The organism is Arcticibacter svalbardensis MN12-7, assembly GCF_000403135.1.
In the GTDB taxonomy this organism is placed as follows: Bacteria; Bacteroidota; Bacteroidia; order Sphingobacteriales; family Sphingobacteriaceae; genus Arcticibacter; species Arcticibacter svalbardensis.
Window position 1 is genome coordinate 1 of sequence record NZ_AQPN01000136.1, and the last position, 26066, is coordinate 26066.

The following is a 26066-nucleotide window of genomic DNA, read 5'->3' on the forward strand; positions in this document are numbered from 1 at the left end:
AATCTTTAGATCTGGCAACGGTTGGTTCAAGGAGGAGAATGGAAAAGTTGTGCTGACTGACCATTATGTCAATGTAAATATTGACACATTTTAACATAATTGTCATAATTGGCTTAACTTAATTAAAGGTTTAAGGGTTGCTGTGAATAGTAGTATATTTATTTATAAGGATTGCTATTACTCTAAATTATTAAAAACATTAGAAATTATTAGAACATTAACTATGGAAACACTTAAAAGAAGAAAATTTATAGGGATGGCTGTAGCTGCCGCAGGTGCGTTGACTGTTAGTAGTGTAGGCGGATTATCATTGAATGCATTTTCTGCTGAGACTAACGATAATGTGTATTTAAAGCCATTTTTATTTTCTCAGAATCCTTTGCCATATTCCTATAATGGACTGGAACCCTCAATTGATGCGTTAACTATGGAAATCCATTATACCAAGCATCATGCGGCGTATATCAAAAATGTCAACGAAGCCATCAAAGCAGAGAACCTTAACTATACTAGTGCCGCTGAATTTTTTGCTCATTCTAAAGGAATGTCTCCTAAGGCAAGAAACAATGCAGGAGGGGCTTGGAATCATAACTTTTTTTGGGCATCAATGACGCCTTCCTCTTCTTCAAGACTTGCTGAAGGGAAACTAAAGAAAGGGATTGAAGGTACTTTTGGTTCGATTGATACTTTTAAGGCTGAGTTTTCAAAGGCTGCGCTTGGGCAGTTTGGCTCTGGATGGGCATGGTTGGTTTCTGATAAAGGAAAGTTGAAGATTGTTAGCACACCTAACCAAGACAACCCATTAATGGATAATGCAACTGTAAAAGGAACACCACTACTTGCTATTGACGTTTGGGAACATGCCTATTATCTGAAATATCAGAATAAACGTAATGATTATATTGCAGCATTTTGGAATGTGGTCAATTGGAAGGAAGTAGAGAAACGGCTAGTTTAAGCCTAAAATTAAATTACCTAACTTCTGAAACGGTCAGATTTGTCTGATACTTTCAGAAGTTAGTGTTTATTACTAGAGATTGATTCCTTCAATTGTTAAGTAAAGAATCGATTTATGTTATTTTTTATTCAAATTGAAAATTGTTTATATTTAAAATTTGAATAATTTATTCTTGACTAAACCACTTGTAAACCTAACGGTTCTAAGCCTGCTTGTTACTGTCTTATCTGGATTTACTAAAGGTCCTGAATGGAAAAATTTGCTAGACAAAAACCTATCGCAGTGGGAAATATATCTAAGTTTTCGCCACAAAAAAGATTATAAAGGACAAATTCCAGTTAATGATAAAGGCGAATTAATACAGCCTATTGGGTTAAACAATAATATGGATCATGTATTTACGGTTATTGACGAAAAGGGTGTACCGGTTTTGAGAGTAAGTGGTGAAATATATGGTTGTATTTTTAACAAAGTTGAGTATTTGAATTATCACTTAAAGGCTAAAGTGAAATGGGGCTCTAAAAAATTGGTTCCGCGTACTGATAAGCTGAAGGATTCTGGTATTTTATACCATTCGATTGGTAAGCAGGGTGATGAATACTGGCGTTCTGGATGTTAGGACAAGAATTTTAGTTGATGGAAGGCTATATGGGTGATTACTGGAATATTGCCAACTCAGCGATAGATGTGAGGTCATTTATACCTGAAGGGATTATGAACCCTGTTGCTAATAAAAAGCAACCATTCTTTCCTATGGGGACAAGTACTGGTATAGACGGTTTTTGTCTACGTTAAGAAAACTATGAAAGACCTTCTGGCGAATGGACCCAGTAGAACTTATATGTTTTGAAGGTAAAAGCCTGCACATTGTAAACGGCCATGTGGTAATGGTAATACAAAATTCACGCTATATAGAGAACGGTAAAGCGTTCCCTCTTACTAAAGGACGAATACAACTGCAAAGTGAGGCTGCTGAAACATATTATATTAACTGAGCTTAAGTCTTTGCCTGCAGAATATGAGACCTATTTAAGTGATCGTATCGCGAGCCTATACTAATTGAAATATTTGTAAATCAATGATATTTGCGGCATTAACCCGCATAACTTGGTAATGTAACGTAAGATATTGTCAACTTAAAATACTTGGGACACTTCAATGAAGACGTCTTGAAATTGACTAATTTTCAATCTAAACATCCTTCTGTGATTCAGTTAACCAGCAAAGTGGAAAAAAAGCTTGCTGATAATGGGGTCTTGGTGTGATGTATTAATTCATGCTAATTTAAATCAGACTTGAATGCAAGTGAATTAGCAGCTTAATCTTGTACTGAAATAAGAACTATGTAGTTTGGATTTTTCTAAATGTGGATTTCTTATTTACTTTAATTATTTCATAAATAACTAAAGTAATAAGTGCAATAAAAAGGATTAAGGACGAACGTATAGTGCCAAAACCAAGTCCGCCTTTATCATGTGTTTTGGTAAGTAAATCTCCGAAAGTTGCCCCGAAAGGCCGAGTTAAAACAAATGCCAGCCAAAACAAGATAATTGGAGATATATTGCTGAAGCAGTATGCTAAAAGAATAAGTAACAATAGTCCGCCAATAAGCATTGCACCTCCAGTAAACCCAAGTTCGGAGTTATCAGCTAGAAAATCCCCCAATGCTGTACCCAATGTGTTTGATAACAATATTGCTGACCAATAAAATATTTCTCCACGAGTGGATCTTATATTTGTTACTGACAGTGATTTTTCTATGCTATTCCAAATAATAAGAGTGGTAATTAATAATGACATTAAAATCAATGACCCAATTGCATAACCTAAGCCCAACGTTCTATCCATAAAATCAGACATAGTTGTTCCTGCAGTACTTGTAGCTAAAATTACCAGCCAATATATCAGTGGGTGGTATGTTCTTGATAATAGCTGAGAAAGCAATGTGGTAAAAAAGAAACCTAATAGAATGACGGAGCTTACTGCATAACCGATATTCATGGTCATTGATAATAAATCGCCAGCGGTCTCACCTAAGGTAGTCGCACATATTTTCATTATCCAGAATGAAATAGTAATTGCAGGTAGTTTGTTTATTATTCTTTCTTGACCGGCCATTTAAGTCATTATTTTATCCTGTAAACATACATGGCAATTCTGTAGATAATTTGTATCTGGATGTTAAAAAGGTATAATAAAATTTCATTGTAGAATGTTGGAATTAAATCAGGTAAATAGTTGCTTTTTAGAAGATCAAATAAGAAATTTTATATGAGTGAATCAATTAATCCGTCGATACAACTAAAGATAGCAGGTCAAGTTTCGGCTCAATTTCTAGACCGCTTGCCCATAGTTCAGTATCGAATTTCTTAAAGGATTCCAGTGATATTAAAAGTTGGTGGTCTTCTTCATTTTCAAAATGGTCAAAATGCATAAAAGTTTTACCATCAGGTAATATCCACGTGCCATATTTAATACCAACGTAATTAAGCTCTTTTAATTCTTTTACAATTCCAGCAATGTTGGCTATGTTGATAGGGGCATATTCAGGTGTGGTTGTATATTGTACTCTTACTATTTTCATAAAATCAATTAAATCATGAACAAATATTATATATCAAAGGTAAAAGTGAATCATAAATAATAAAAAGCCATATAGGACAATTTAAGGGTTGTTATGCGACAAGATGTGTCTTTTTATCAGGATGTGATCCATAACTATGGTCGACCGGATAATGGTGGGTTTTTAATAGCCTTATTTTTAATGTTTTATAAAAAAGGTTAGGTTTTTACTGGTAGTGTTAGCAAAACTTTAAAATAAAAAGCGGCTCATATTGCTATAAGCCGCTTTTTATTTATTTAGATAGGAAAATCTATTTCACACGCTCAATATACTCTCCAGTGCGAGTATCTATTTTTATTTTGTCGCCTTGATTCACAAACAAAGGTACCTTTATTTCAATCCCTGTTTCAGTAGTTGCATATTTCTGTGCGCCTGAAGAAGTATCTCCTTTTACAGCTGGTTCGGTGTATGTGATTTCTAAATCCACACTGTTAGGTGCCTGAGCAACAATAGGTTCTTCACTTTCAAATGAAACGATTACGTTCATTCCTTCCTTTAAAAATTTAGCAGAGGTTCCGAACAGTGATTTAGGAATGTTAAACTGCTCAAAAGAAACATTATCCATCACTACAAAGTCACTTCCTTCTTCATATAAATATTGATAATCGTTACTTTCTACACGGCAAATTTCAACTTGCTCGTCAGTTGCTAAACGCGCTTCTACAATCTTTCCGGTTTTAATGTTACGAAATTTTCCTAAGTAAAAAGCTCCACCTTTACCTGGTGTGCGATGTACTAATTCTGTAACTGTTACCAGTTCGCCATTGTAACGTAAAGTATTTCCCGTTTTAATTTCAGATGCTTTTGCCATAAAATATAATTGTAAAATTTGAGTCCAAAGATAGGTGCTTTTTTATATATGTGATCGATATGTCTAAAATTTATTCATTATTCGATATTGTTCAAATTATTGATAATCATCCTCAAATCACAATATTGACTAAGATGAAAATCGTAACTTTGAACAAATAAACAAGGCATTATTTCAAATAGTTCTTAAGTTGAAGAAATATTGATAAAGCATAATGGAGAAATGAGTATAAATGGAGCAAAAAAATAACCCACTACATGGTAAAACGCTTGAAGTGATCCTAAATAGTTTGGTAGCACAATATGGATGGACTGAGCTGGCCAGATTAGTTAGGATCAATTGTTTTGTCAGTAATCCTTCTATTGGATCGAGTTTAACGTTTTTGAGAAGAACACCATGGGCTAGGCAAAAAGTCGAGGAGCTTTATATTAAAAACAATAAGTAAGGTATTATCAAACGATCAAGCTTCAATTTCCAAGCAAAATATGAGTGCATTAAAAGAAATCTATTCCCCAGTTTTCTATGATAGGCTTGCTAAAGTGTTAGAAAATAATATTCCTTCGTTTAATACAAACAGGTTCCTCTCAAAAGTATTTATTTCTGCCTTTCAGAATATGGAACTAAAGGAAAGAATGCGCCATACCACTCTTGTTTTACATGAGTTTATGCCTGAATCTTATCCAGATGCCGTGCAATTAATCTTTAATATTATTGAAGATTATCGAAATCAAGGACAGGGTGAAGGACTTGCGTTTATATTCTTACCAGATTAGCTGGAAGTATATAGGATAGATGACTATGAAACTTCAGTAGAAGCACTTTAATTTGTAACCCAGTTTATAAGTTGTGAGTTCGGTATCCGTCCCTTCATAATCAAATACTTTTATCAAATGATGGTCCAGATGAAAGAATGGTTGCTACATGCAAGTCCACAAGTAAGACGCTTGGCATCTGAAGGTAGTCGGCCACGTTTGCCTTGGGCAATGGCTATTCCAGAATTAAAAAGGAACCCTGCATCAATTTTATTAATTTTAGAAAATCTAAACGATGATCTTTCAGAGGTTGTGAGGAGAAGTGTGGCAAACAATTTGAATGACATAGCTAAGGACAATCCTCAGGTAGTATTTGAAATTGCAAAAAAATGATCCGGACGGAATTCTAATACAGACGCCATAATTAAACATGGTAGTCGTACTTTACTTAAACAGGGTAATACAGGAATTTTGAAGCACTATGGCTTAAATAGCAAAGGACTTTTAATTACTTAATTTAATATAATTAAGGCCCAAGTTACAATAGGCGATGCTGTTGCTTTCTCTTTCGTAATAGAAAATACTACTGATGAACAGAGAATGGTTAGACTGGAATATGGGTTATATTACAATAAAGCCAATGGTAAACTGGCCAAGAAAGTTTTCAAAATCAGTGAACGTGTATACCAGCCACATGAAATAGCAGTTATTAAACGAAAACAATCTTTTAAGATAATTACTACAAGGGTCTTTTATCCGGACAACATGAATTGTCTCTTATTATAAATGGGATAGAACAAACGGAATAAATCCAAAGTTTTCAACTGACTCTGTAATCTTCTTTTGATCTAAATCGTTAATCCTGATTTAGTTGGTTTAGAAGTTGGCCTCTAATTCGTGATAATCACTCTCCGCTATATTTGGATGTAACTAATATGTAATAGTTTCATCTTAGTAAAAAGGAAAGAATGAACTTTATTGGTAATATCATTTGGATTGTTTTTGGAGGGATCTTCATTTTTTTTGAATACCTATTCGGTGGTATCATATTATGCCTCACCATAGTTGGTATTCCATTTGGATTGCAATGTTTTAAACTCGCCATCGTAGGATTGGCCCCTTTTGGAGTTCAGATTAATAATACCTCTTCCAATACTGGTTGCCTATCAACCATGATGAATATTATTTGGCTTGTATTCGGTGGCGTTTGGGTTCTTCTTACGCATCTGTTTTTTGGTTTACTCTTGTGCCTTACCATTGTCGGTATTCCTTTTGGAAGACAGCATTTTAAGTTAATGAACCTTGCCTTTTCGCCATTCGGAAAGTCGATCAATTAGATAACAGGATTGGGAATTGTGAATCTATGGATAAATTAATCACAAAAGAACCAGTGAAAAATAAAGATAAATTAGCGGATATATAGGAATTAAATCAGGAATAGCAATCCAGATGCTCGAGATTAATGATTCAATAAAACCTTATAAAGATCAGGTTTAGCTTGTTTGCAAGAGTTTGGTCATCAGTGTGTTTAGTTTTAAAAAAAAGGCCTATCCCCATTGATAAACCCATAAAAATTTTTAATTTGTAAGCTATTATCAAGCTGTGCCGATTGAAATTGGAGTAACATTTAAAGAAGTAGATCAGAATGCCTTATTGAAAAACCAAATTCTAAATATATAAACTATGAAAACCATCACATCTAAAACGATTGTATTTATTACAGGAGCATTTGTTGGGAATAATTGCTGGTACGAATGGCAAACTATTTTGAAAGTAAAGGATATACCACTATTGCACCCCCATGGCCTCATAAAGATGCCCCAGTAGCAGAACTACGGGCTCGACACCCGCACCACGATAAAGAGCTCGCTCTTTTAACCCTGAAAGAACTGGTTGCTTACCATGTGGACCTTATCAAATCACTCCCAGAGAAACCTATTGTTATCGGTCATTCTTATGGTGGATTATTAACTCAACTCATGGTTAATAAGGATATCGCAGCCGCAGGAGTAGCGATCCACTCTGTGCCACCTCAAGGTGTTTTTCCTTACGAATTTTCATTTCTAAAGGCAGGCTGGAAATCACTTGGTATTTTCACTTCAATAGAAGAAACTTATATGATGTCTTTGGAGGATTGGCAATATGCCTTTGTAAATGGGATGCCTCTTGAAATACAGCAATCTTCTTACGAAAAATACACGATTCCTGAATCAAAAACTATATCTAGGGATGCCTTAACTAGCGATGCCAAAGTAGATTTTGAAAAGGAACATGCTCCATTATTATTAACTTCTGGTGATACTGACCATATAATTCCAGCTCACCTTAACCATAGAAATTTTAATGCTTACGTAAAGAACAATTCCGTAGTGGATTATAAAATGTTTTCAAATCGCAATCATTTTGTACTTGGTCTTGATACCTGGAAAGAGGATGCCGATTATATTTTAGATTGGATAGATAGAAACTAGTCGTTTCAATAGCTAGTTCTAGCAATTGATTATCATGAAATTAATTCGCAAATTCATTTATCGAGTTAAAGGCAATGATATAGCAAATTCCCGAACTTAAGATCTTATCAGACATCTATCCTAATGAATTTACATATGATACCTTTAATCGTCGCTCTCTCAAAACCGGCTGCATCGATATGCAGTCGGTATTAAACATTTTAATGGCTCTTAAATCCATATCTTTAATAAACAGATTGTAATGAAAGAGAATACTTTGCAAAGATTTATTGACGCACAAAAAGAAGACTACATAATTGCCTTATCTGAAATTAAGAATGGTAGAAAACGAAGCCATTGGATGTGGTATATCTTTCCTCAAATTCAAGGATTAGCTTTAAGTGAAACTTCAAGGTATTATGCCATAAAGGACCTTGATGAAGCTGCTGACTATCTTAGCCATACTGTTTTAGGCAGCCGACTAGTTGAGATATGTAAGGAGTTGCTCGCACTCAAAGGCGATAATGCCAATCTAATACTGGGAAGTCCTGATGATTTAAAGTTAAAATCATCTATGACCTTGTTCTCATGTCTTCCGCAAGCCGATCCTGTTTTTCAGTCCTTACTTGATAAGTTCTACCAGGGCAAGAAAGACCCTAAAACCTTGCAGATAATTGGAATGTCGTCCTGAAAAACATATATGCAATCAATATGCTATCTTCAATTTTTAACATGTCATGAATCTGACACTTGCAACTGTTATGTTTAATACTTTTGTCTAACATTTTTGTTAAACGAAAGTATTAAATGATAGTCAAAGACATCGGCAAGGAACAATTGATCAGAGACACGGCTAAACACCTGTTCTTTTCTGAGGGTAAGCTGCATGCTACAACTCAGGATATTGCTGATGCGGCAGGTGTAAACCGAACCCTTGTTCATTACTATTTTCGTTCAAGAAATATATTATTTGAACAAGTAGTAGAAGAGGCCCGGCTCGATTTACGGAACACTATTGATTCAGTGTTAAAAGCGCCACTCGGTTTTAAAGAAAAACTTCAAAAGATAATCAGTGTATTTATAGATGAAACTACAAAATATCCTTTCCGCGAACTCTTTGTCATCACAGAGACCAATAGAAATAAGGATTTAGGCACGAGTAAAATGAATAACGGTTTTATAAAATCTTTTATGATCGAAGTAAAGCGGGAAATGGATGCAGGAAATCTCAAAAATATGGAACCCAAACAGTTCATCATGAACTTATTCGCTCTTATGGCTTACCCGGTTCTTGCCAGTCAGCTAAATAAGGCCATTCTGGATATTAAAGAACCTGAATTCAAACGTTTAATGAAACAAAGAAAACAACTTATTTTCGAAATGCTCTATATCGGAAACTAATCATTCATACAACTACACCTCCAATATCCCATCCAAATTAATATCCCCTATTAAATTATATATCAAAAAGATCACCCAATAAATGAAAACAACCCTAAAAATGGGTCTCCTGTTCTTTTCAGGAATAACCATAGCCTCATGTGGCAACAACCAGGATAAAGCAGCCCAGGCAGGTGCAGCAAACCAGGTAAAGGAATACAAAACACTCATTATAGAGCCACGGTCTGCCACTCTTTATACCGATTATCCTGCCAGTGTCCAGGGACAGCAGAATATAGAAATAAGACCAAGGGTTGAAGGCTACATCGAAAAAATTTATGTAGATGAGGGTACGGTAGTTAAAGCCGGACAACCACTATTTAAAATTAACGATCCCCAGTATGAACAGGCCGTCCGTACAGCAAGCGCAGGTATTAAAACCGCGCAGGCACAAGTAAGCACAGCCAAACTGGCAGTCGTTAAAGTGAAACCCCTGGTAGAAAAAGATATCGTAAGTAAATACGAGCTGGAGTCTGCCCAGTATTCCTATAATGCCGCCCTGGCCAGTATGGCTCAAGCAAAAGCAGCGCTCATCAATGCAAAAACAAATTTAGGGTATACTACTGTAACTAGTCCGGTAAACGGAGTAGTAGGTTCTATTCCATTCCGTTTAGGAAGTCTGGTCAGTTCTGCTACCGCAGATCCTTTAACCACCGTTTCAAGTATAGGTAATGTATATGCCTACTTCGCCCTCAACGAAAAACTGCTGCTTGATTTTACAAGAGGTAGTAAAGAAACTTCGTTTGCAAAAAAGATAGCGAAGTTGCCTGCAGTATCTTTACTGCTTTCTGATGGCACCGCTTATGCAGAAAAAGGACATATAGAAACCGTAAATGGACAAATCAATACAGCAACAGGAACCGTCAACATTCGTGCAAAATTTCCTAATCAAAATAGAGTAATCCGCAGTGGAAGCAGTGCAACAGTTCGCATTCCGGATAACCTGACCAATGTCTTAATGGTGCCACAAAGTGCTACCTTTGAATTGCAAAATAAACGTTTTGCCGTACTATCAGACAAAGATGGAAAGACCAAAACGGTATCATTAACTGTAATGGACAATTCCGCAGGAAACTTTTACATCGTTAAAACTGGATTAAAAGCAGGAGACCAGTTAGTCCTCGAAGGAGTATCCACGTTAAAAGATGGCACATCCATCAAAGCAAATCCACAGCAAGCCGAAACTGTTTACGCCAATTTAAAATAAGAGCAGATGTTTAAAATATTTATACAGAGACCAGTACTCTCTACGGTAATCTCTGTGATTATCGTCATACTGGGCGTACTGGGACTCCGTTCCCTGCCTATTGCGCAGTACCCCGACATTGCACCCCCCACAGTAAACGTCTCTGCCAGTTATACCGGTGCAAATGCCGATGTAGTTTTAAAAAGTATCGTGATTCCACTGGAAGAACAGATTAATGGGGTAGAGAATATGACCTACATGACATCTTCGGCAACGAATGATGGATCTGCAAGTATAAGGATCTACTTCAAAGTAGGTACCGATCCCGATCTAGCAGCCGTAAACGTTCAGAATAGGGTATCCAGAGCAACCAGTTTATTACCTGCAGAAGTAACAAGGGCAGGGGTAACGGTCACTAAAAGCCAAAGCAGTAACCTGCTGATCTTCTCCTTATACAGTGAGGATAAAACCTTTGACCAGACATTCCTGCAAAATTATGCCAAGATCAACCTTGTGCCCCAGATTCAAAGGGTTACAGGCGTAGGAGATGCTACCGTTTTTGGTTCTAAAGACTATTCCATGCGTATCTGGCTAAAACCAGATGTCATGCAACAGTACAGTCTAATTCCTAGTGATATTTCTGCAGCCCTTGCGGAACAGAATATAGAAGCCGCACCCGGTAAATTTGGTGAAAATGGTAATCAAGACTTTCAGTATGTAATCAAATATAAAGGTCGTTTAACTACAGCGCCTGAATTTGAAAATATCATTATTAAATCAGTAGGACAGGGACAAGTTCTACGTCTTAAAGATGTTGCTAAAGTAGAGCTTGGTTCATTAACCTACACCTCTACCATCAGTACCAATGGACAGGAATCAGTAGGTATGGCTATTAGTCAGACCCCCGGATCAAATGCCCGTGACGTGGTAAACAATTCCAAAAAGATCATTGAAGAAGCATCTAAGAGCTTTCCAAAAGGAGTTAAATACACCTATATGGTGGACGTAAATGAAAATCTGGATGCTTCCATTGAAAAAGTAATTCATACCCTGATTGAAGCTTTCATCCTGGTATTTCTTGTTGTATTTATTTTTCTTCAGGATTTCAGATCCACCCTTATCCCCGCCATTGCCGTTCCGGTAGCCATTGTAGGTACCTTTTTCTTTTGAACCTATTTGGCTTTACCATCAACCTGCTTACCCTATTTGCATTGGTATTAGCCATTGGTATTGTTGTGGATGATGCCATTGTAGTAGTAGAGGCGGTACACGCTAAGCTTGATGCCGGATATAAATCCAGCAAAAAGGCCACCATAGATGCAATGAATGACATTTCAGGTGCCATTATCTCCATCACATTAGTTATGGCCGCTGTGTTTATTCCCGTTACATTTATTACAGGATCTACCGGAGTATTTTACAAACAGTTTGGCGTTACACTAGCCGTAGCCATTATATTATCCGCTATCAACGCCTTAACATTAAGTCCTGCTTTATGTGCACTCTTGCTTAAACCCCATGCAGATGACGAAAAGCATAGCGGTTTTGTACAGCGCTTTTATACCGCCTTTAATGTTTCATTCAACAACTTAACCCAGCGCTATAAACGCTCTGTACAATTTCTGTCTATTAAAAAATGGATCGTTTTAACGGCCATTCTGGTTGCCTGCAGTGGTTTGTTTTATATGATGAAAACCACGCCTTCGTCTTTTGTACCGGCAGAAGATCAGGGAACCATTTTTGCCAATATCAGTTTGCCACCATCCTCCTCTATGGAGCGTTCTACCGCAATAGCCAAACAGGTAGACAGCATTGCACATACCATTCCTGAAGTAAAGAATACCCTGAAGATTGTAGGACAGAATTTTACAGCCGGTGCTGGAAGTGCCTATAGTATGGTAATTGTGAAGCTAAAAACCTGGAGTGAACGTGATCGTAATGTCGATGCCGTCATTGGCGAACTGTTTGGTAAAACAGCAGGCATTCGTGAGGCAAGTATCTTTTTCATCTCTCCACCAACCATCCAAGGATTTGGAGCAAGTGGAGGCTTTGAATTCCAGCTACAGGATAAAGGCGGACACAGTACCACTGACTTTTTTAATGTCAGTACCGAATTCCTGGCCCAACTGGCCAAGCGTCCCGAAATACAATATGCAACCACCTCCTTTAATCCAAATTTCCCTCAATATATGATGGATGTAAATCTGGAGAAATGTAAAGAAGCAGGAGTGAGTGTCAATGCCGTTCTTGAAACTATGCAAGGTTATTATGGAGGTTTGTATGCATCCAATTTTAACCAGTATGGTAAGCAATACCGGGTTATGATCCAGGCCGCTGCAGAATATCGCGCTAATCCCGAAGGACTGAATAAAATATTTGTCCGCAATGATGCAGGCGCCATGGCACCAATTACTGAGTTCATCAAAATGACAAGAGTATTTGGTCCCGAAGCAATTTCCCGATTTAATCTGTTCAGCTCAATTGGTGTAACCGGTGCTCCCAATGTAGGATACAGCTCAGGTGATGCCATTAAAGCCATCCAGGAAGTAGCCGCAACATCATTGCCAGCCGGTTATGGATATGACTTTTCAGGTCTGACCCGTGAAGAGCTAGCCTCAGGAAGCGAAACACTCTTTATCTTTGCGCTTTGTCTGATCTTTGTATACTTTCTGCTGAGTGCCCAATATGAAAGTTATATCCTGCCTTTTGCAGTGCTGCTCTCTATTCCATTTGGATTGGCAGGAGCCTACTTATTTTCCATCGTATTTAAACTGGACAGTAACATCTATCTGCAAATCTCATTGATCATGCTGATTGGTCTGCTCGCCAAGAATGGAATCCTGATCGTACAGTTTGCCCTGGAACGGAGACGAAGCGGAATGCCAGTTGTACAAGCAGCGATTGATGGAGCCGTAGCCCGGTTAAGACCTATCTTAATGACTTCCTTTGCCTTTATATTCGGATTAATGCCATTAATGTTCTCCAGCGGAGCAGGAGCAATAGGTAATAAGTCAATTGGTACAGGAGCCGTTGGAGGGATGCTGATCGGGACAATTTTAGGAGTATTTGTGATACCCGTACTGTTCATCATCTTCCAGACGCTACAGGAAAAAGTAAGTGGACCAGCAAAGCGAAGTTATGATGAAGAGGAGGAAGAAGAAATGAACCCCATCCAAAATCAAGCTTAGCAGATATTAAAATGAGACCCAATAGAATGATTAATAGACATAACATACCTGTTTTTACAGCGCTGATAGCAGGGGTAGCTTTTTTAAGCGCCTGTTCAGTAACAAAAAACTATACCAAGCCAGAAGTCAAAGCAGAAGGTTTATACCGGGATCAAAACACAACAGACACACTGACCATGGCCGATTTGCCATGGCAGCGTTTATTTGCAGATGATAAATTAAAAGCACTGATTCAAACAGGGCTTAATCAGAATGCAGATCTTAAGAATGCGATTCAGAACATCTTTCAGGCGCAGGCAGCATTAAAACAAAGTAAGCTGGCCTTCTTTCCGACGCTGAGTGCAGATGCAGGTTATACCCATTCCAAGGCATCAGAAGCCGCACAGAATTTTCCTGAAGGAATCAGTATCAATACTCTGACCAACACGTATAAACTTTCCCTTAATACATCATGGGAAGCCGATATCTGGGGTAAACTCAGCAGTAGCAAAAGAGCTGCTCTTGCCAGTTTCATGGGTACAGATGCCGCTAAAAAGGCAGTGCAGACACAATTGATTGCAGATATAGCCAATAACTATTTTAATTTACTGGCTTTAGATCAGCAGTTGCTCATTACACAGGCTACATTAAAAAGCAGGATCGCCAGTGTCGAAACCATGAAAGCCTTAAAAGAAGGAGCCATGGTAACAGGAGCAGCAGTGGTACAAAGTGAAGCCAGCAGGTATGCCACAGAAGTGACTATTCCTGATTTAAAGCAAAGTATCAGGGAAACTGAAAATGCGCTAAGCATATTACTTTCGCAAGAACCAGGACCCATTGACCGAAGTACTTTGCAAGCCCAAACAACACCAGCAACATTGACTACCGGTTTATCTGCTCAACTGCTGCAAAACCGTCCCGATGTACAGCAGGCCGAATACGCATTCCGAACAGCCTTTGAGCAAACCAATCTTGCCCGGACTTATTTCTATCCAAGCTTAACGCTTACAGCAAGTGGTGGGTTTTCCAACCTTCAGCTGAAAGACTTTTTTGATCATTCCACGTTTTATTCCATCATAGGAGGACTAACGCAACCCATTTTCAATCAGGGTACTAATAAGTTACGCTTAACAAACGCACAATCGCAACAACTTCAGGCTTTAAATACCTTTCAGCAAACTTTATTAATTGCCGGACAGGAAGTATCCAACTCCCTCTATGCATACCAAACAGCAGAGGAGAAACAAGTGGCCAGAGCCAATCAGATCACCGCTTTAACTAAAGCAGTTGATTACACACAGGAATTGTTACGATACAGTTCAGCCACCAACTATACAGATGTGCTCACTTCAGAACAAAGTTTACTATTCGCACAGTTGAGTGGCGTGAATGATCAGTTGCAAAAATTACAAGCAGTAGTTAATCTATACCGCGCATTAGGAGGAGGCTGGAAAGAATAAAGGGTTATGTTTAAAACATGACTCCCAGAGCAGCAGATGCAACCCTGGTTTTTGATTTATAAACCGGACTGGGATCAATATCATAAAGACCAAGATCATAATTTACGTTGAACGTAAAGATCTTCCATTTATAGCCCAGCAGCATACTTGCACCGAAATCATACTTTTTCCAGTCATCATTCTTACTGCTGCCGCCACTCACATACCGATTCCCAAAGGAGATATCATCCTCCTGGGAATCGCTTTTTATCGTTCCCTTCATGGCAAGCGATGCATAAGGACCAGCACCAACGAAGAAATTCCTGTATCTATAAACCAGATTAATAGGCATTTCTAAGTAATTGACCTTGGTACGGTTGTCATTAGTAACTCCTGAAAGATCTTTTTTCTGTCCCTTTTGGATATAAGATACTGCAGGTTGAATAGACAAAACTTTAGATAAAGGAACATCCAGTACCAGTGAAAAGTTATAAGCTAAAAAGCTTTTCATCTTAGTAGAACTACTTCCATCTAAGGAGCTGGAGAGGGAAGTGCTGTTACTGTTAACACCAAATTTTAACCCGTATGTAACTTTAGTGGAGTCTTGAGAGTAACCATAAAAAGAAAAGAATAATAAAGGAATCAGGAGTTTTAATTTCATTATAAATTTGTTATTTAGATTTGTTTAGATGCTATGGCGTAAATTTTGCCATTTTAATCTTAAATCGTAATAACATTAACACTCTTTAACTCGTATGTTAAAGACTGTGAAATATGGAAGATTGGTCAGTAAATCTACAACTCAATCAGTACCGGACTATTACAAACCATATAGCCCTCATCTACAATACTCGCATTAATAAACCGGGTACTCTTCAGTTCTTTCGCACCATAAGCCCCATGAATATGGCCGAAAATATGAACCTTCGGCTTAACCAGTTTAACCCGTTTCAAGAGATCATCACATCCCACCATCTCATTTAATCCCACCAAATCCAGAATACCCTTAGGGGGACCATGCGTAATCAATAAATCTGTATCCTTTGGAATTAGTTTCCAATGTTTGTTAATTTCCTTGCCGCGATCGCGATTAAACGCCCAGTCAAAAAAACGGGGAGTAATAGGAGAGCCCCAAATGCGGATTCCCTCAATCGTCACACCGCTATCATTCAGGTAAGTGAGGTTACCAGGGATTAGCTTTTTAATATAGTTAGGCATTTCTTGCTCAAAAAAGAAGTCGTGATTTCCTGCTATAAAAATTTTATACTTATAATCCAGACTGCTAAACCAATTCATGAAATCCAGGGTAGAATGTTCGCTGCCATCCCTGCTTACATCGCCTGCATGAATAATCATGTCCGCTTGTGGCAGGTTTCTTAGAAGACGATGTTTGCCATGTGTATCAGAGATTGCAATGATTTTCAAAAGAATAAAATTTAAGTGTGGCTTGACATTTAAATTGTAAAAATAACAAATAAAGTGCTTTAGATTAAGATTTAAGCAAAATCGGAGAGAATTTATTATTTTTAATAAATAAGTATCCTGTTATTAAGTAACCAATTGGAATTAAGTAAGTTGCTGTAAAGAAAGTCTTAAAAAAGGTGGTTTAGTTGCTGGAGGTAATAAGATTCTTTTAATTCCTTGTAAGAAGTATTTGAGTAGTAAAAGTGATTATATTCTAAACCTTAAAGTTATGGACAAAGGAACACAAACCATGATTGATAACTTGCATAAGAACACAGGTAAGTCCCTGGAAGAATGGATTACGCTGGTTAAAAATGAAAATTTTACAAAGCATGATGAGGTCATTCAATTGTTAAAAGCAAATCATAACCTCAAGTATGGTTTTGCAAATTTTATCGCGCTAAAAACTAAGGGTACTGATGCAGGATCAGCTGAAAATCCGGATGATTTAATTACCAAACAGTATAAAGGCTAGGAAAATCTGAAGCCAATTTATGATAGACTCTTGTCAGAGATTCTACAGTATGGAGCAGATATTGAAATCGCACCAAAAAACGCTTATGTGAGTGTAAGGAGGAAGAAGCAATTTGCCATACTTCAGCCTGCTACAAAAAACCGGTTTGAGATAGGGATTAATTTGAAAGGGCAGGAAGCGAAAGGGAAACTCGAAGGGGTAAGTGCTAGTAATGCAATGTGTTCTCATATTATAAAAATTGCTGATGTTAAAGAGGTTGATGAAGAAGTACTTGGTTGGATTCGAACTGCGTATGAGCATGCGGGATGATCTTTAGTATATGATAGCGATAAGGATGCAATAAGAATCCGTTATAAGTCCGATGTTGGGTTGTTGACGTCGGAGTTATGTTGGGTTTTTATTAGATTGGGTTTGCTGGGAATTAGATTTGTTTTATTGGTTATCCTGCTTGATGTAGATTTTTGATTTTGGTTATGTTTAAGGATAATGCGTTTTTAAGCTTAATTATGACGTATTAGAGAAGATATAGGAAAATTTCGTGTTTCTTTCACTTTGATATTCTTGATGGAGTAATTTGCCGGTATAATAAAAATTATATGGCAACTATAGATCATAAAGGAATGGTACACGGAACTGCAGGTTCGGTGATTTACAGGGAATACCGGGGAAAGAACATCATCCAGGGTAAAGCAAAGGTTTTTAAGCAAACTGAAAAAACTAAAAGGAGTGCTACCGAGTTTGGAATTTCGAGTTCTTCGGCAGCTGTAATTAGGACGGCATTTGAACCAGCTTATTTTTTTAAGGATGGGACGGCTGCTTATAGGAGTACGCAAATGGTGTATCGGTCGATATTGAATAATGTGAGTGGAGAGAAAGGGAAAAGAGATTTGCATGATGGAGATTTGTCTTTTTTAGAGGGACTAGATTTCAATGCGAACAGTAAACTGGCTGAGGTGCTGCAGTTGAGCCATTCGGTAAGTAAGAATTCTGAGGGTTTGGTGAGTGTTACTTTGGGGTCTTTGAATACCCAAACAGGGGTTAAACGGCCTAAAGGGGTGAGTGGGGCTTATATCAAACATAGAATCCGGTTGATGCTGGTTGCTTTCAATTTCAGGGAAGAGTATTATGAAAATCTGGGGTTTCGGGATTTGGATTTAGAAGGGTATCAAAATTTGGAAGGGCAAGTGATCACTTTTACGGAAGCAATTCCTGAAGATTGCCTGGCATTGGTGAGTATGTCGCTAATGTTGTACTCTACTGTAAGTCAAACCAATGAAAGTATCTTGTTGAATAGCAAGGAATTCAGTCCTTGTGCTATTATTGGAGCATTTCAATCTGAAATGTCCTCTAATTACCCTGTAAAGGAGGTTGATATGCAGCCATCTGATTATCCGGGCAGGGAAGAAAAGGTTAAGGAGATGAGTTATAAGGGTAATATTCTGATGTTAGGGCTGGATCACCAGATAAATAAACAGACCGGTGCAATAAGTAAACAGATCAATTTAAAGGAAATGATTCCAAATGCTTTCCAAAGGGGGCGTGTTTCGTTCAAAAAAGAATGATTAAGACCATATCTGCTTAAGTGTTTTGATATTTTAAGCACTGAGCGATAATGCTAATCGAGATGCTTAACGCTAAAATAATTTATGTGTTTAACGTGTTAATATAAAGTACCGGTTGTTATTTCCTCTGAAACAAAGGAGTTTTTTAAGCGTTAAATTTTTGATGGCAGACGTTCATTCAAAGGAAATCCGCTCATTTAATATGAGCAAAATTCATAGTAAGGATACAAAACCGGAGCTTCTTGTTCGGCGGTTTTTACATAGTAATGGCTTCCGTTATCGGCTGCATGTTAAAGATTTACCAGGGAAACCGGATATTGTGCTACCAAAATATAACTCAATAGTATTTATTCATGGATGTTTTTGGCATGGGCATGAAGGATGTAAATATTATGTTGTTCCAAAGACACGAACAGAGTGGTGGATAAATAAGATTAATAGGAATAAAGAGATTGATAACAGTTCCAAACAGTTACTGAATGATAAAGGTTGGAACGTGATTGAAATATGGGAATGTTCATTAAAAAGATCAAAGATTGATTTGACACTTGCTAATCTTCGATCATTATTGTCTAAATAATTTAGTATTTTTATCCTCGATTATTTCAAAGGAATATATAGTAATGTGATTTGTCTAGTCAATATGCATTCCGTACTTGAATTATATAAATAGCCTATAATTGTTAGGGTATTAAGGATGATGGTAGAGAATAATCTTATAGATTTTAATATGATTGAATATCCTGTGGTAAAGAACTATAAAGCAAAGAAGAAGAATTTAATTAATCTAGACCAGTTAGAGAAAGCAATATTAACCCATCATGCATCAACAAAGCTTTCCGTTTATGAATCGGGAGCTGAAGAAATATTTTCAAAATTTGGAGAAGTAGAATTTGTTCATCAAGCTATTCAGCAAGAACTTTTTCCTAATGGCTCTGCTCCATTTCATGGTCCTAAAGCAGGTGACGAAGACTTTACATTTATAGATTTATTTGCCGGAATCGGTGGTTTTAGAATGGCCATGCAAAATTTAAATGGTAGATGTATTTTTAGTTCAGAGTATGATAAATATGCACAGGAAACGTATTTTGCAAATTACGGAGAAGTGCCTTTTGGTGATATAACATCAGATTTAATAAAATCATATATACCCAAACATTTTGATGTAATATGTGGTGGATTTCCCTGTCAGCCTTTTTCAATCGCTGGTGTATCAAAAAAAATAAGTCTCGGAAGGCTGCATGGTTTTGACGATGTAAAACAAGGTAATTTGTTTTTTCAGCTAGCAGATATAATTGCAAAACATCGTCCCAACGCATTCTTTCTTGAAAATGTTAAAAACTTAGTATCTCATGATAAAGGCAACACCTTTAAAGTTATTAAAGAGACACTGTTGAATTTAAACTATTCGTTCGATCATAAAGTGATTGATGGTAAAAACTTTGTTCCTCAACATCGGGAAAGAACAATCATGGTTGGTTTTAATAAAGAGTTCTATGGAGACGATATTAAATTCGATTTTAGTCTACTTTCGATACCGGAAGAAAAACAACGGGTAGACTCAATTTTACAGCCTAATCCTGATCCTAAATTCACATTAAGCGATAAACTATGGAATTATTTGCAGGAATATGCTAAGAAGCATAAGGAGAAAGGAAATGGTTTTGGGTTTGGCTTAATTAAGCCTGATGGAGTTACAAGAACTATTAGTGCGAGATATTATAAAGATGGTTCAGAAATTCTTATTCCCCAGGAAGAGAAGAACCCAAGAAGATTAACACCTAATGAATGTGCAGCCCTTCAAGGATATCCTATGTATCCAATAAATACGAAGAACAAAGCACAAAGTTTTATTATTCCTGTTTCCGATACTCAGGCATATAAGCAATTTGGTAATTCTGTAGTTATGCCGCTTATTCAAGCAGTAGGCAAGGAACTTGTTCTTAAATTAAGCCAACTAAAAAAAGTACATGCCGAGTCCATTATCTGATTATTTTACAGCAATAGGAATTAAACGTTTAAGCCAAGTTGAGATTAATCCAACCACTTCCAATCAACATGAGTTTAATGGTATAAAGGAATTCCAAAGAATATTTGGGTCAGAAAAGAAAACATTTGCAGCTAAATTTCTTTACCTGACCGATGATCAGGATGAAATACTTGAAGGTGATGGTTTTTTGACTTGGTACGATTCCCGCGAGAAACATGTTACCAGGACAGAATATAGATTATATTATTCAAGTAACCAAGTGATTGCTAATGCAAAGGTAAATGATTTGATAATTGTCGGTATAACCAGTGAAAACAATCTTGCTGTAATTGTTGCACCACAAAATTCTACATATGAAAAGCAATTACTATGGTTATTTGGTGTAGAGGAAGTTGCGAATAAGTTCATCATTAAGGATTTTACTGAAGATAAGAAAGACATAGGTTTTGCAGGTAGATTTATTCTTTCTTCCTTTGGAATGGAGCAGATAGAAACTGCTCCTGATCTTGTTGATGACCTGTTAAAGCAATTTGGAAATAAATTTCCTTCAACTAAAGAATTTTCGGATTATTCTAGGTCAACAGTTAGTGATGTATCGCCAGTTGACTCTCCTGATGAAACGCTCATTGCTTGGTTAGAAAGAGAAGAGATGTTGTTTAGGACCTTAGAAGGTGTAATCGTAAAAGAACAACTTAAAAAAGGATTTGGGATTGATGGAACTGACGTAGATGAATTTATTAAACTTTCCTTGAGTGTTCAGAACAGACGCAAGTCAAGAGCTGGCCATTCTTTTGAACATAATTTGGCAATTTTATTTTCTATTAATAAAATCAGGTATTCGCATGGTGCTGTAACAGAAAGAAATAATAAGCCTGATTTTTTATTCCCTGGGATTAGTGAATACAATAATGATGGATTTGATATTAATCTTTTAACCATGTTAGGAGTAAAGACCTCTGCAAAAGACCGGTGGAGACAGGTATTATCCGAAGCTAAAAAGATAGATCACAAACATCTTATAACTCTTGAGCCTTCAATAAGCAACAATCAAATAGAGGAGATGAAAGCAAATAACCTTCAGCTTGTTATTCCTGCTCCTTTATTTTCTACTTATACCAAATCTCAGCAGAAGGAGTTATTTTCGGTTAAAGACTTTATGGAAATGATACTTTTAAAGCAAGGTTAGTGCACCAGTTTTTTAATTAACTTATATCTTTTATATTAAGAAATTAATTTAGTCTTATCATTAGGTTTTCGGTCTTAAAGGGCTAATTATTTGCTATAATTAATATTATATTTAAGTTTTGATACCTTTGACCTAAAAATAAAAATAACAATTTATGACTGATGAATTATCGGGTGCAATTGACGCGGTAAAAGCGTATTTAATTAGTTTTATTAAATTTGTAAGCCCAAATGATGCCGGATCAACAGGTGGCCATCAAGCAGGTTTATATATCCCCAAAAACTCTTTCTCCTTGATTTTTGAGTTCCCCGGTGTTAAAGGCATTAATAAAGAAAGATTTGCTAATATTATCTGGTTTGATGGTACCATATCTATATGCTGTTTCAAATATTACGGGTATGGTACAAGGAACGAATATCGTATCACTAGATTAGGAAAGGAATTTTTAGAGGGTCAGTTGGTTGTTATTGTCAAGAAGTCAGAAAATCATTATCTAGGGTTTATTTTGAAAGATGACTTTACTGCTGATAGCTTCCTAGAGGCATTTAATCTTACTAGGGATGATGCTAATACGCTGGTTGATTTAACATCTATTGAAACATTTAAGGAAATGGAATCACTGGCTAATTCATCTGTCGAAAAACAACTTCATCCCCTAGATGATGAGGAAGATTCAATCATACATGCAGGCATACCTACCTTTGAGGATCTTATGGAACCTACATTTTTAATAATTAAAGCTCTTGGTGGTGTAGCCTCTGTCGCAGATATCCAAGAAAATATCGCCAACACATTGAAATTATCCAACGAGGATCTTAGTGAAATTCATAAAGGTACAACTACAAAGTTATCTTATAGGTTGGCGTGGGCTCGAAATTATCTAAAGAGGTTCGGTCTACTTGAAAATTTAAAAAAAGGTTTTTGGAAAGTAACTCCTAGAGGATTTGCTATTGATGCGATTAATAAACATGAGCTTCAAAAAGCAATAAGAAACAAAAAAAATTATAATGATTCTCTGGAATTTGATGATGACTTCGTTGAAGTGGATAAGGTTGACGAGGAGCCACTTATTGATATTGGTGAAATGGTTAGTCCTTTCGACCCAAAAGATATCAAAATAATAGTTGAACCAAAAACAATAGATCACCTTGTAGCAAGGTTGAGGAACAAAGAAATCGATATGAATACAGAGTTTCAGCGTAAAGGAAATTTGTGGTCGAAAGATGTTCAAAGCCGTTTAATCGAATCTATTTTACTAAGACTACCTCTGCCTCCTTTTTATTTTGACGCAGATGACGATGATAAGTGGCTTGTTGTGGACGGATTACAACGGCTTTGGACTATAAAAAACTTCATAGTTAACACTGAAATTGCAGAAGATGATGAGATCAGGATACCTCTTGTGTTAACAGGACTTGAAATTCTCACAGACTATAGTGATAAAAATGTTACTTACGATAAGTTAAACAGAACGATGAAACGGAGGATCTTGGAAACTCCGGTTACTGCCTATTTAATTCAACCCGGCACACCTAAAAATGTGAAATATAATGTTTTTAGAAGAATTAATAGTGGTGGCTTAGCATTAAACGCGATGGAAATCCGGAATGCTCTTAATCAAGGAACACCATCGGATTTTCTTCTTGATCTTTCAGAAGATAGGGACTTGCGAACCATTCTCAAACTTCAAGATAAAAGGATGGATGACCGTGAGCTTTTACTTAGAGCATATGCTTTTATAAACGAGAGTTACCTTAATTATACCAAACCTCTTTCCGGATTTCTAGATACTGCAATGGAAAGTCTTGCTACAAAAGGAGAAGCAGAATTAGTACAGTTAGCCAATGGAATGATTGATGCCATTTTTTTTCAAGTGGAACTCTTTGGTAAACATATTTTTAGTCGTTCAATTTTAGGGGAAGGTAGCCGTGTAAAACTTAACAGTGCCTTATTTGAAGTTTGGGTAAGTGAAATCTATAAACTTAGTCCGGCTGAAAAAGATAGTTTATATATAAATCGTAATCACTTAATTAGTGACTATAAATTATTACTCAATAACGAAGATTTCAACCGTGCTGTTGCAACATCTACCTCAGGGAGAGCTGCAGTTAAAACTCGATTTGAAAGTATACAAGACCTGATTAAATCTCATTCTTTATGATTACAAGGATTGCTATAAATAATTTTAAGGCTTTTCGAGAAGCTGAAATAAATTTAAATATGTTGAATTTATTTACTGGATTGAATGGAATGGGTAAATCTAGTTTCATACAATCAATGTTGTTGCTTCGCCAATCAAGAAGTAGCATAATGACTAATGGGTTGATACTCAAAGGTGCAGATAGTGGTATTATTGATTTAGGGAAAGGCAAAGATGTTTATAGTAGCCATGCTGACGGCGACGATATTAGATTCGAAATAGATATAGATAACACCTTATTCCTTGATCTTGCCTTTGAATATAACGCAGATAGTGATGTACTTGCCTTAAGCGAAAAGTTTAAGAATATCTATAATAAAGGGCTTAATCCTTCTCTATTTAATAACAATTTTACGTATCTTAAGGCAGAGAGAGTGGGCCCAGAGCATTATTATAAGGCAAACTTGTCAGCCGTTCAGCAAAAACGTTTTTTAGGTTATAAGGGTGAAAACGTGCCGCTTTTTATAGCATTGAACAAATTTGAACAAGTAAATTTACCATCTGTACTGCATGAAAATGCTTCAACCAACAATCTCATTTCCAATCTTGATGCATGGTTAAATGACATCACACCCGGTTCCCATGTGAAATCTACCTATTATCCTGATCTAGATATTGTAAAGGTGGGTTATCATTTTGATATTGGTAAAGATGTTACACCTGAATTCAGCCCAGTTAACGTTGGGTTTGGATTTACTTATATTCTACCAATACTAACGGCAATTCTTTCTGCTGAAAAGGGTCATTTAATCATAATAGAAAACCCGGAATCACATTTACATCCTCAAGGGCAGGCAAAGTTAGGTGAACTATTCGCTAAAGCAGCTAATGATGGAGTTCAGATTATTGTTGAATCACACTCAGATCATTTATTTAATGGTATTAGAGTCGCTGTAAAAAAACAAGTTATTAATAAAGATGATGTCTCTGTGTTTTATTTCGAAAGAGATATCAATTCAGATGAGCATATTACGACAATTTCTGAACCAATAATAGAAAGTGATGGCAGAATTAGCCACAGCCCTAATGGCTTCTTTGATGAATTTTCCAAACAGTTAAATTCACTAATAAGATAAGTTATGGTTTATATGTTCAATGAGTTATCTGTATCTCAAGTTAACTCTGTAGACGCTGTGTGTGAAGTTATGGAAACGTTTGTTCGTACATATGTCGTTGGTAAAGATGCTGGATTAAATGAATTGAGATTTCATGATAAAGTCATTAAAAATATTTTTCAATTCAATCTTCACACTGAATATAGCTTGGATTATTGGTTAAAGGATAATAGGATAAAAAAGGATCTCAGGGATCAATTTTTAGAAATTGTTACCACCACGCCCTTGGTAAAAGAATCTGATGTAAATCATGCAGATGCTTATTCAAGGTCGGAATTTCATATAGAAATGGAAGGAGGTAAATGCCAGGTATGGGGGCTTGGCGCGGCATGGGAATTCGATACAATAAGTATAAGTTTAGCTACCCATGATTACTGGAAGAAATCGGTAGTGCAAATAAGCCATTATTGTTTAAATGAACAAGCGGAAGAGAAACATTATATTAGAAAGGTAAGACATTTTTCAAATGAAGACACTTTTGTAGAACACGTCAAATGGTGCCAACATAGGCAGCGTGAGAATTTGAAGAAAAGTGCTGATCTTTGGGAAAGCAGGGAACAACTCTTTCCTCATCTTTTTTTTATCTCTGCAATTGAAAAACAAATAGCTACTCTAGGAAACTCAAGAGATCTTACAAAAATAGTTGAGGCATTGCAAAAGTTGGATTCATATATTTGTAATTGGAAATCTGGTGGCTTTAGTTGTGAAGACGCAGTTAAAATCACAGGTTTGAGAATGTCTCCTGAATCAGATTCAACACTTAAAAATTTCCAAGTCAAAGGACATTCAGGGCAGATATTTTAGGTAAACAAATTTTTAGTCTTCATCTGAAATTAGGAGATACAAGAGTCTATTTTTATCCGGATGAGAAATCAAAGATTGTTTACATAGGTCACATTGGCGAACATTTGAGAGTTGTTTCCAGTAATTAGCAATTAGAAAGTATACATTAAGTGAATCTTGTACCTTTTGAAACTAAAATTGCATTTGTAAAATTTACATCTTGACCTCATCAATGGGCATATTGCTATTTCCTTATGTGTATAGAGTTTGGCTTTTACAAATAAGGGTCCACTTAAAAGTGTACTTAGTGATCTGCAAATGACATTTTTTAATGTATTTAGTGAATTATATGCAATTTTTAATTAAAAGATTGATAACTAGCTTAATAATTAACGTTAAGTTGTCCTTGTAATCAAATTGTGTTTTTATAGTCAAAGAGATATTCTTTAATATTCTTAAAAATAA

Annotated in this window: 26 protein-coding genes and 1 pseudogene; 22 read left to right on the forward strand and 5 right to left on the reverse strand. The window is 36.4% G+C overall.

Features of this window, described 5'->3' with window-relative positions; translation table 11 throughout:
- Nucleotides 1-223: 223 nt before the first annotated feature.
- The 3 genes from ADIARSV_RS17745 (at nucleotide 224) to ADIARSV_RS22250 (ending at nucleotide 1753) form a co-directional block, all read left to right on the forward strand.
- Nucleotides 224-958: a superoxide dismutase gene (locus tag ADIARSV_RS17745; RefSeq protein ID WP_016197027.1), complete on the forward strand. Its 735-nt coding sequence runs from the start codon at nucleotides 224-226 to the stop codon at nucleotides 956-958.
- 157 nt (nucleotides 959-1115) lie between these two features.
- Entirely contained in the window at nucleotides 1116-1577 is a 462-nt protein-coding gene (locus ADIARSV_RS22245; RefSeq protein WP_200864778.1) for a LamG domain-containing protein, read from the forward strand.
- Nucleotides 1578-1594: 17 nt separating this feature from the next.
- Nucleotides 1595-1753 (forward strand): hypothetical protein, encoded by a 159-nt coding sequence (locus tag ADIARSV_RS22250; RefSeq protein WP_200864779.1) that lies wholly within the window; start codon nucleotides 1595-1597, stop codon nucleotides 1751-1753.
- A 546-nt stretch (nucleotides 1754-2299) separates the two neighbouring features.
- Here ADIARSV_RS22250 and ADIARSV_RS17755 read toward each other — a convergent pair.
- The 3 genes from ADIARSV_RS17755 to efp form a co-directional block, all read right to left on the reverse strand.
- Nucleotides 2300-3076 carry a COG4705 family protein gene (locus tag ADIARSV_RS17755; RefSeq protein WP_016197031.1) on the reverse strand — a complete coding sequence of 259 codons (777 nt, stop codon included), beginning with the start codon at nucleotides 3074-3076 and terminating at the stop codon, nucleotides 2300-2302.
- Between the two features lie 166 nt (nucleotides 3077-3242).
- The gene (locus ADIARSV_RS17760; RefSeq protein WP_016197033.1) at nucleotides 3243-3542 is read right to left on the reverse strand and encodes a hypothetical protein; all 300 of its coding nucleotides are present in this window, start codon (nucleotides 3540-3542) and stop codon (nucleotides 3243-3245) included.
- Nucleotides 3543-3831: 289 nt separating this feature from the next.
- Nucleotides 3832-4392: an elongation factor P gene (efp, locus tag ADIARSV_RS17765; RefSeq protein ID WP_016197034.1), complete on the reverse strand. Its 561-nt coding sequence runs from the start codon at nucleotides 4390-4392 to the stop codon at nucleotides 3832-3834.
- 232 nt (nucleotides 4393-4624) lie between these two features.
- Between efp and ADIARSV_RS17770 the strand changes: the two genes are divergently transcribed.
- The 10 genes and pseudogenes from ADIARSV_RS17770 to ADIARSV_RS17810 all read left to right on the forward strand — a co-directional run bounded on the left by ADIARSV_RS17770 (nucleotide 4625) and on the right by ADIARSV_RS17810 (nucleotide 14847).
- Nucleotides 4625-4837: a VF530 family protein gene (locus ADIARSV_RS17770; protein ID WP_016197035.1), complete on the forward strand. Its 213-nt coding sequence runs from the start codon at nucleotides 4625-4627 to the stop codon at nucleotides 4835-4837.
- Nucleotides 4838-4877: 40 nt separating this feature from the next.
- On the forward strand, nucleotides 4878-5165 hold the full coding sequence (locus ADIARSV_RS22700; RefSeq protein WP_016197036.1) for a hypothetical protein: 288 nt from the start codon (nucleotides 4878-4880) through the stop codon (nucleotides 5163-5165).
- 129 nt (nucleotides 5166-5294) lie between these two features.
- Entirely contained in the window at nucleotides 5295-5537 is a 243-nt protein-coding gene (locus ADIARSV_RS22705; protein ID WP_235048444.1) for a hypothetical protein, read from the forward strand.
- A 575-nt stretch (nucleotides 5538-6112) separates the two neighbouring features.
- A complete protein-coding gene (locus ADIARSV_RS17780; RefSeq protein ID WP_016197039.1) occupies nucleotides 6113-6481 on the forward strand; it encodes a YccF domain-containing protein in 369 nt (122 codons plus the stop codon).
- 417 nt (nucleotides 6482-6898) lie between these two features.
- Nucleotides 6899-7615: an alpha/beta fold hydrolase gene (locus ADIARSV_RS17785; protein WP_016197040.1), complete on the forward strand. Its 717-nt coding sequence runs from the start codon at nucleotides 6899-6901 to the stop codon at nucleotides 7613-7615.
- A 241-nt stretch (nucleotides 7616-7856) separates the two neighbouring features.
- Nucleotides 7857-8285, forward strand: coding sequence for a DUF1810 domain-containing protein (locus tag ADIARSV_RS17790; protein WP_016197041.1), 429 nt, complete (start codon nucleotides 7857-7859; stop codon nucleotides 8283-8285).
- A 116-nt stretch (nucleotides 8286-8401) separates the two neighbouring features.
- The gene (locus ADIARSV_RS17795) at nucleotides 8402-8995 is read left to right on the forward strand and encodes a TetR/AcrR family transcriptional regulator (RefSeq protein ID WP_016197042.1); all 594 of its coding nucleotides are present in this window, start codon (nucleotides 8402-8404) and stop codon (nucleotides 8993-8995) included.
- An 82-nt stretch (nucleotides 8996-9077) separates the two neighbouring features.
- Nucleotides 9078-10241 carry an efflux RND transporter periplasmic adaptor subunit gene (locus ADIARSV_RS17800; RefSeq protein ID WP_016197044.1) on the forward strand — a complete coding sequence of 388 codons (1164 nt, stop codon included), beginning with the start codon at nucleotides 9078-9080 and terminating at the stop codon, nucleotides 10239-10241.
- Between the two features lie 6 nt (nucleotides 10242-10247).
- Nucleotides 10248-13408 (forward strand): annotated as a pseudogene (locus tag ADIARSV_RS17805) (efflux RND transporter permease subunit).
- 26 nt (nucleotides 13409-13434) lie between these two features.
- Nucleotides 13435-14847: an efflux transporter outer membrane subunit gene (locus ADIARSV_RS17810; RefSeq protein ID WP_016197047.1), complete on the forward strand. Its 1413-nt coding sequence runs from the start codon at nucleotides 13435-13437 to the stop codon at nucleotides 14845-14847.
- A 10-nt stretch (nucleotides 14848-14857) separates the two neighbouring features.
- On the opposite strand, the gene ADIARSV_RS17815 is transcribed toward ADIARSV_RS17810, so the two are convergent.
- Complete coding sequence (locus tag ADIARSV_RS17815; protein WP_016197048.1) at nucleotides 14858-15487, reverse strand: outer membrane beta-barrel protein; 630 nt, start codon at nucleotides 15485-15487, stop codon at nucleotides 14858-14860.
- A 134-nt stretch (nucleotides 15488-15621) separates the two neighbouring features.
- Nucleotides 15622-16251, reverse strand: coding sequence for a metallophosphoesterase family protein (locus tag ADIARSV_RS17820; protein ID WP_016197049.1), 630 nt, complete (start codon nucleotides 16249-16251; stop codon nucleotides 15622-15624).
- Nucleotides 16252-16519: 268 nt separating this feature from the next.
- On the opposite strand from ADIARSV_RS17820, the gene ADIARSV_RS22255 reads away from it, so the two are divergent.
- The 9 genes from ADIARSV_RS22255 to ADIARSV_RS17860 all read left to right on the forward strand — a co-directional run bounded on the left by ADIARSV_RS22255 (nucleotide 16520) and on the right by ADIARSV_RS17860 (nucleotide 25622).
- Nucleotides 16520-16765, forward strand: a complete 246-nt coding sequence (locus tag ADIARSV_RS22255; RefSeq protein ID WP_016197050.1) for a DUF4287 domain-containing protein — start codon at nucleotides 16520-16522, stop codon at nucleotides 16763-16765.
- A gap of 15 nt (nucleotides 16766-16780) precedes the next feature.
- Nucleotides 16781-17074: a DUF5655 domain-containing protein gene (locus ADIARSV_RS22260; RefSeq protein ID WP_262482257.1), complete on the forward strand. Its 294-nt coding sequence runs from the start codon at nucleotides 16781-16783 to the stop codon at nucleotides 17072-17074.
- A gap of 287 nt (nucleotides 17075-17361) precedes the next feature.
- Nucleotides 17362-18327, forward strand: coding sequence for a hypothetical protein (locus ADIARSV_RS17830; RefSeq protein WP_016197052.1), 966 nt, complete (start codon nucleotides 17362-17364; stop codon nucleotides 18325-18327).
- A 163-nt stretch (nucleotides 18328-18490) separates the two neighbouring features.
- Nucleotides 18491-18907, forward strand: coding sequence for a very short patch repair endonuclease (locus ADIARSV_RS17835; RefSeq protein ID WP_016197053.1), 417 nt, complete (start codon nucleotides 18491-18493; stop codon nucleotides 18905-18907).
- 117 nt (nucleotides 18908-19024) lie between these two features.
- Complete coding sequence (gene dcm, locus ADIARSV_RS17840; protein WP_200864780.1) at nucleotides 19025-20317, forward strand: DNA (cytosine-5-)-methyltransferase; 1293 nt, start codon at nucleotides 19025-19027, stop codon at nucleotides 20315-20317.
- Entirely contained in the window at nucleotides 20298-21503 is a 1206-nt protein-coding gene (locus tag ADIARSV_RS17845; RefSeq protein ID WP_016197055.1) for a type II restriction endonuclease, read from the forward strand. Before dcm ends, ADIARSV_RS17845 begins: the two co-directional genes overlap by 20 nt.
- A 154-nt stretch (nucleotides 21504-21657) precedes the next feature.
- Entirely contained in the window at nucleotides 21658-23664 is a 2007-nt protein-coding gene (locus tag ADIARSV_RS20820; RefSeq protein WP_016197056.1) for a GmrSD restriction endonuclease domain-containing protein, read from the forward strand.
- Nucleotides 23661-24779 (forward strand): DUF3696 domain-containing protein, encoded by a 1119-nt coding sequence (locus ADIARSV_RS17855; RefSeq protein ID WP_016197057.1) that lies wholly within the window; start codon nucleotides 23661-23663, stop codon nucleotides 24777-24779. The genes ADIARSV_RS20820 and ADIARSV_RS17855 overlap by 4 nt, the downstream gene beginning before the upstream one ends.
- A gap of 12 nt (nucleotides 24780-24791) precedes the next feature.
- Nucleotides 24792-25622 (forward strand): hypothetical protein, encoded by an 831-nt coding sequence (locus ADIARSV_RS17860; protein WP_016197058.1) that lies wholly within the window; start codon nucleotides 24792-24794, stop codon nucleotides 25620-25622.
- Nucleotides 25623-26066 lie beyond the last annotated feature (444 nt).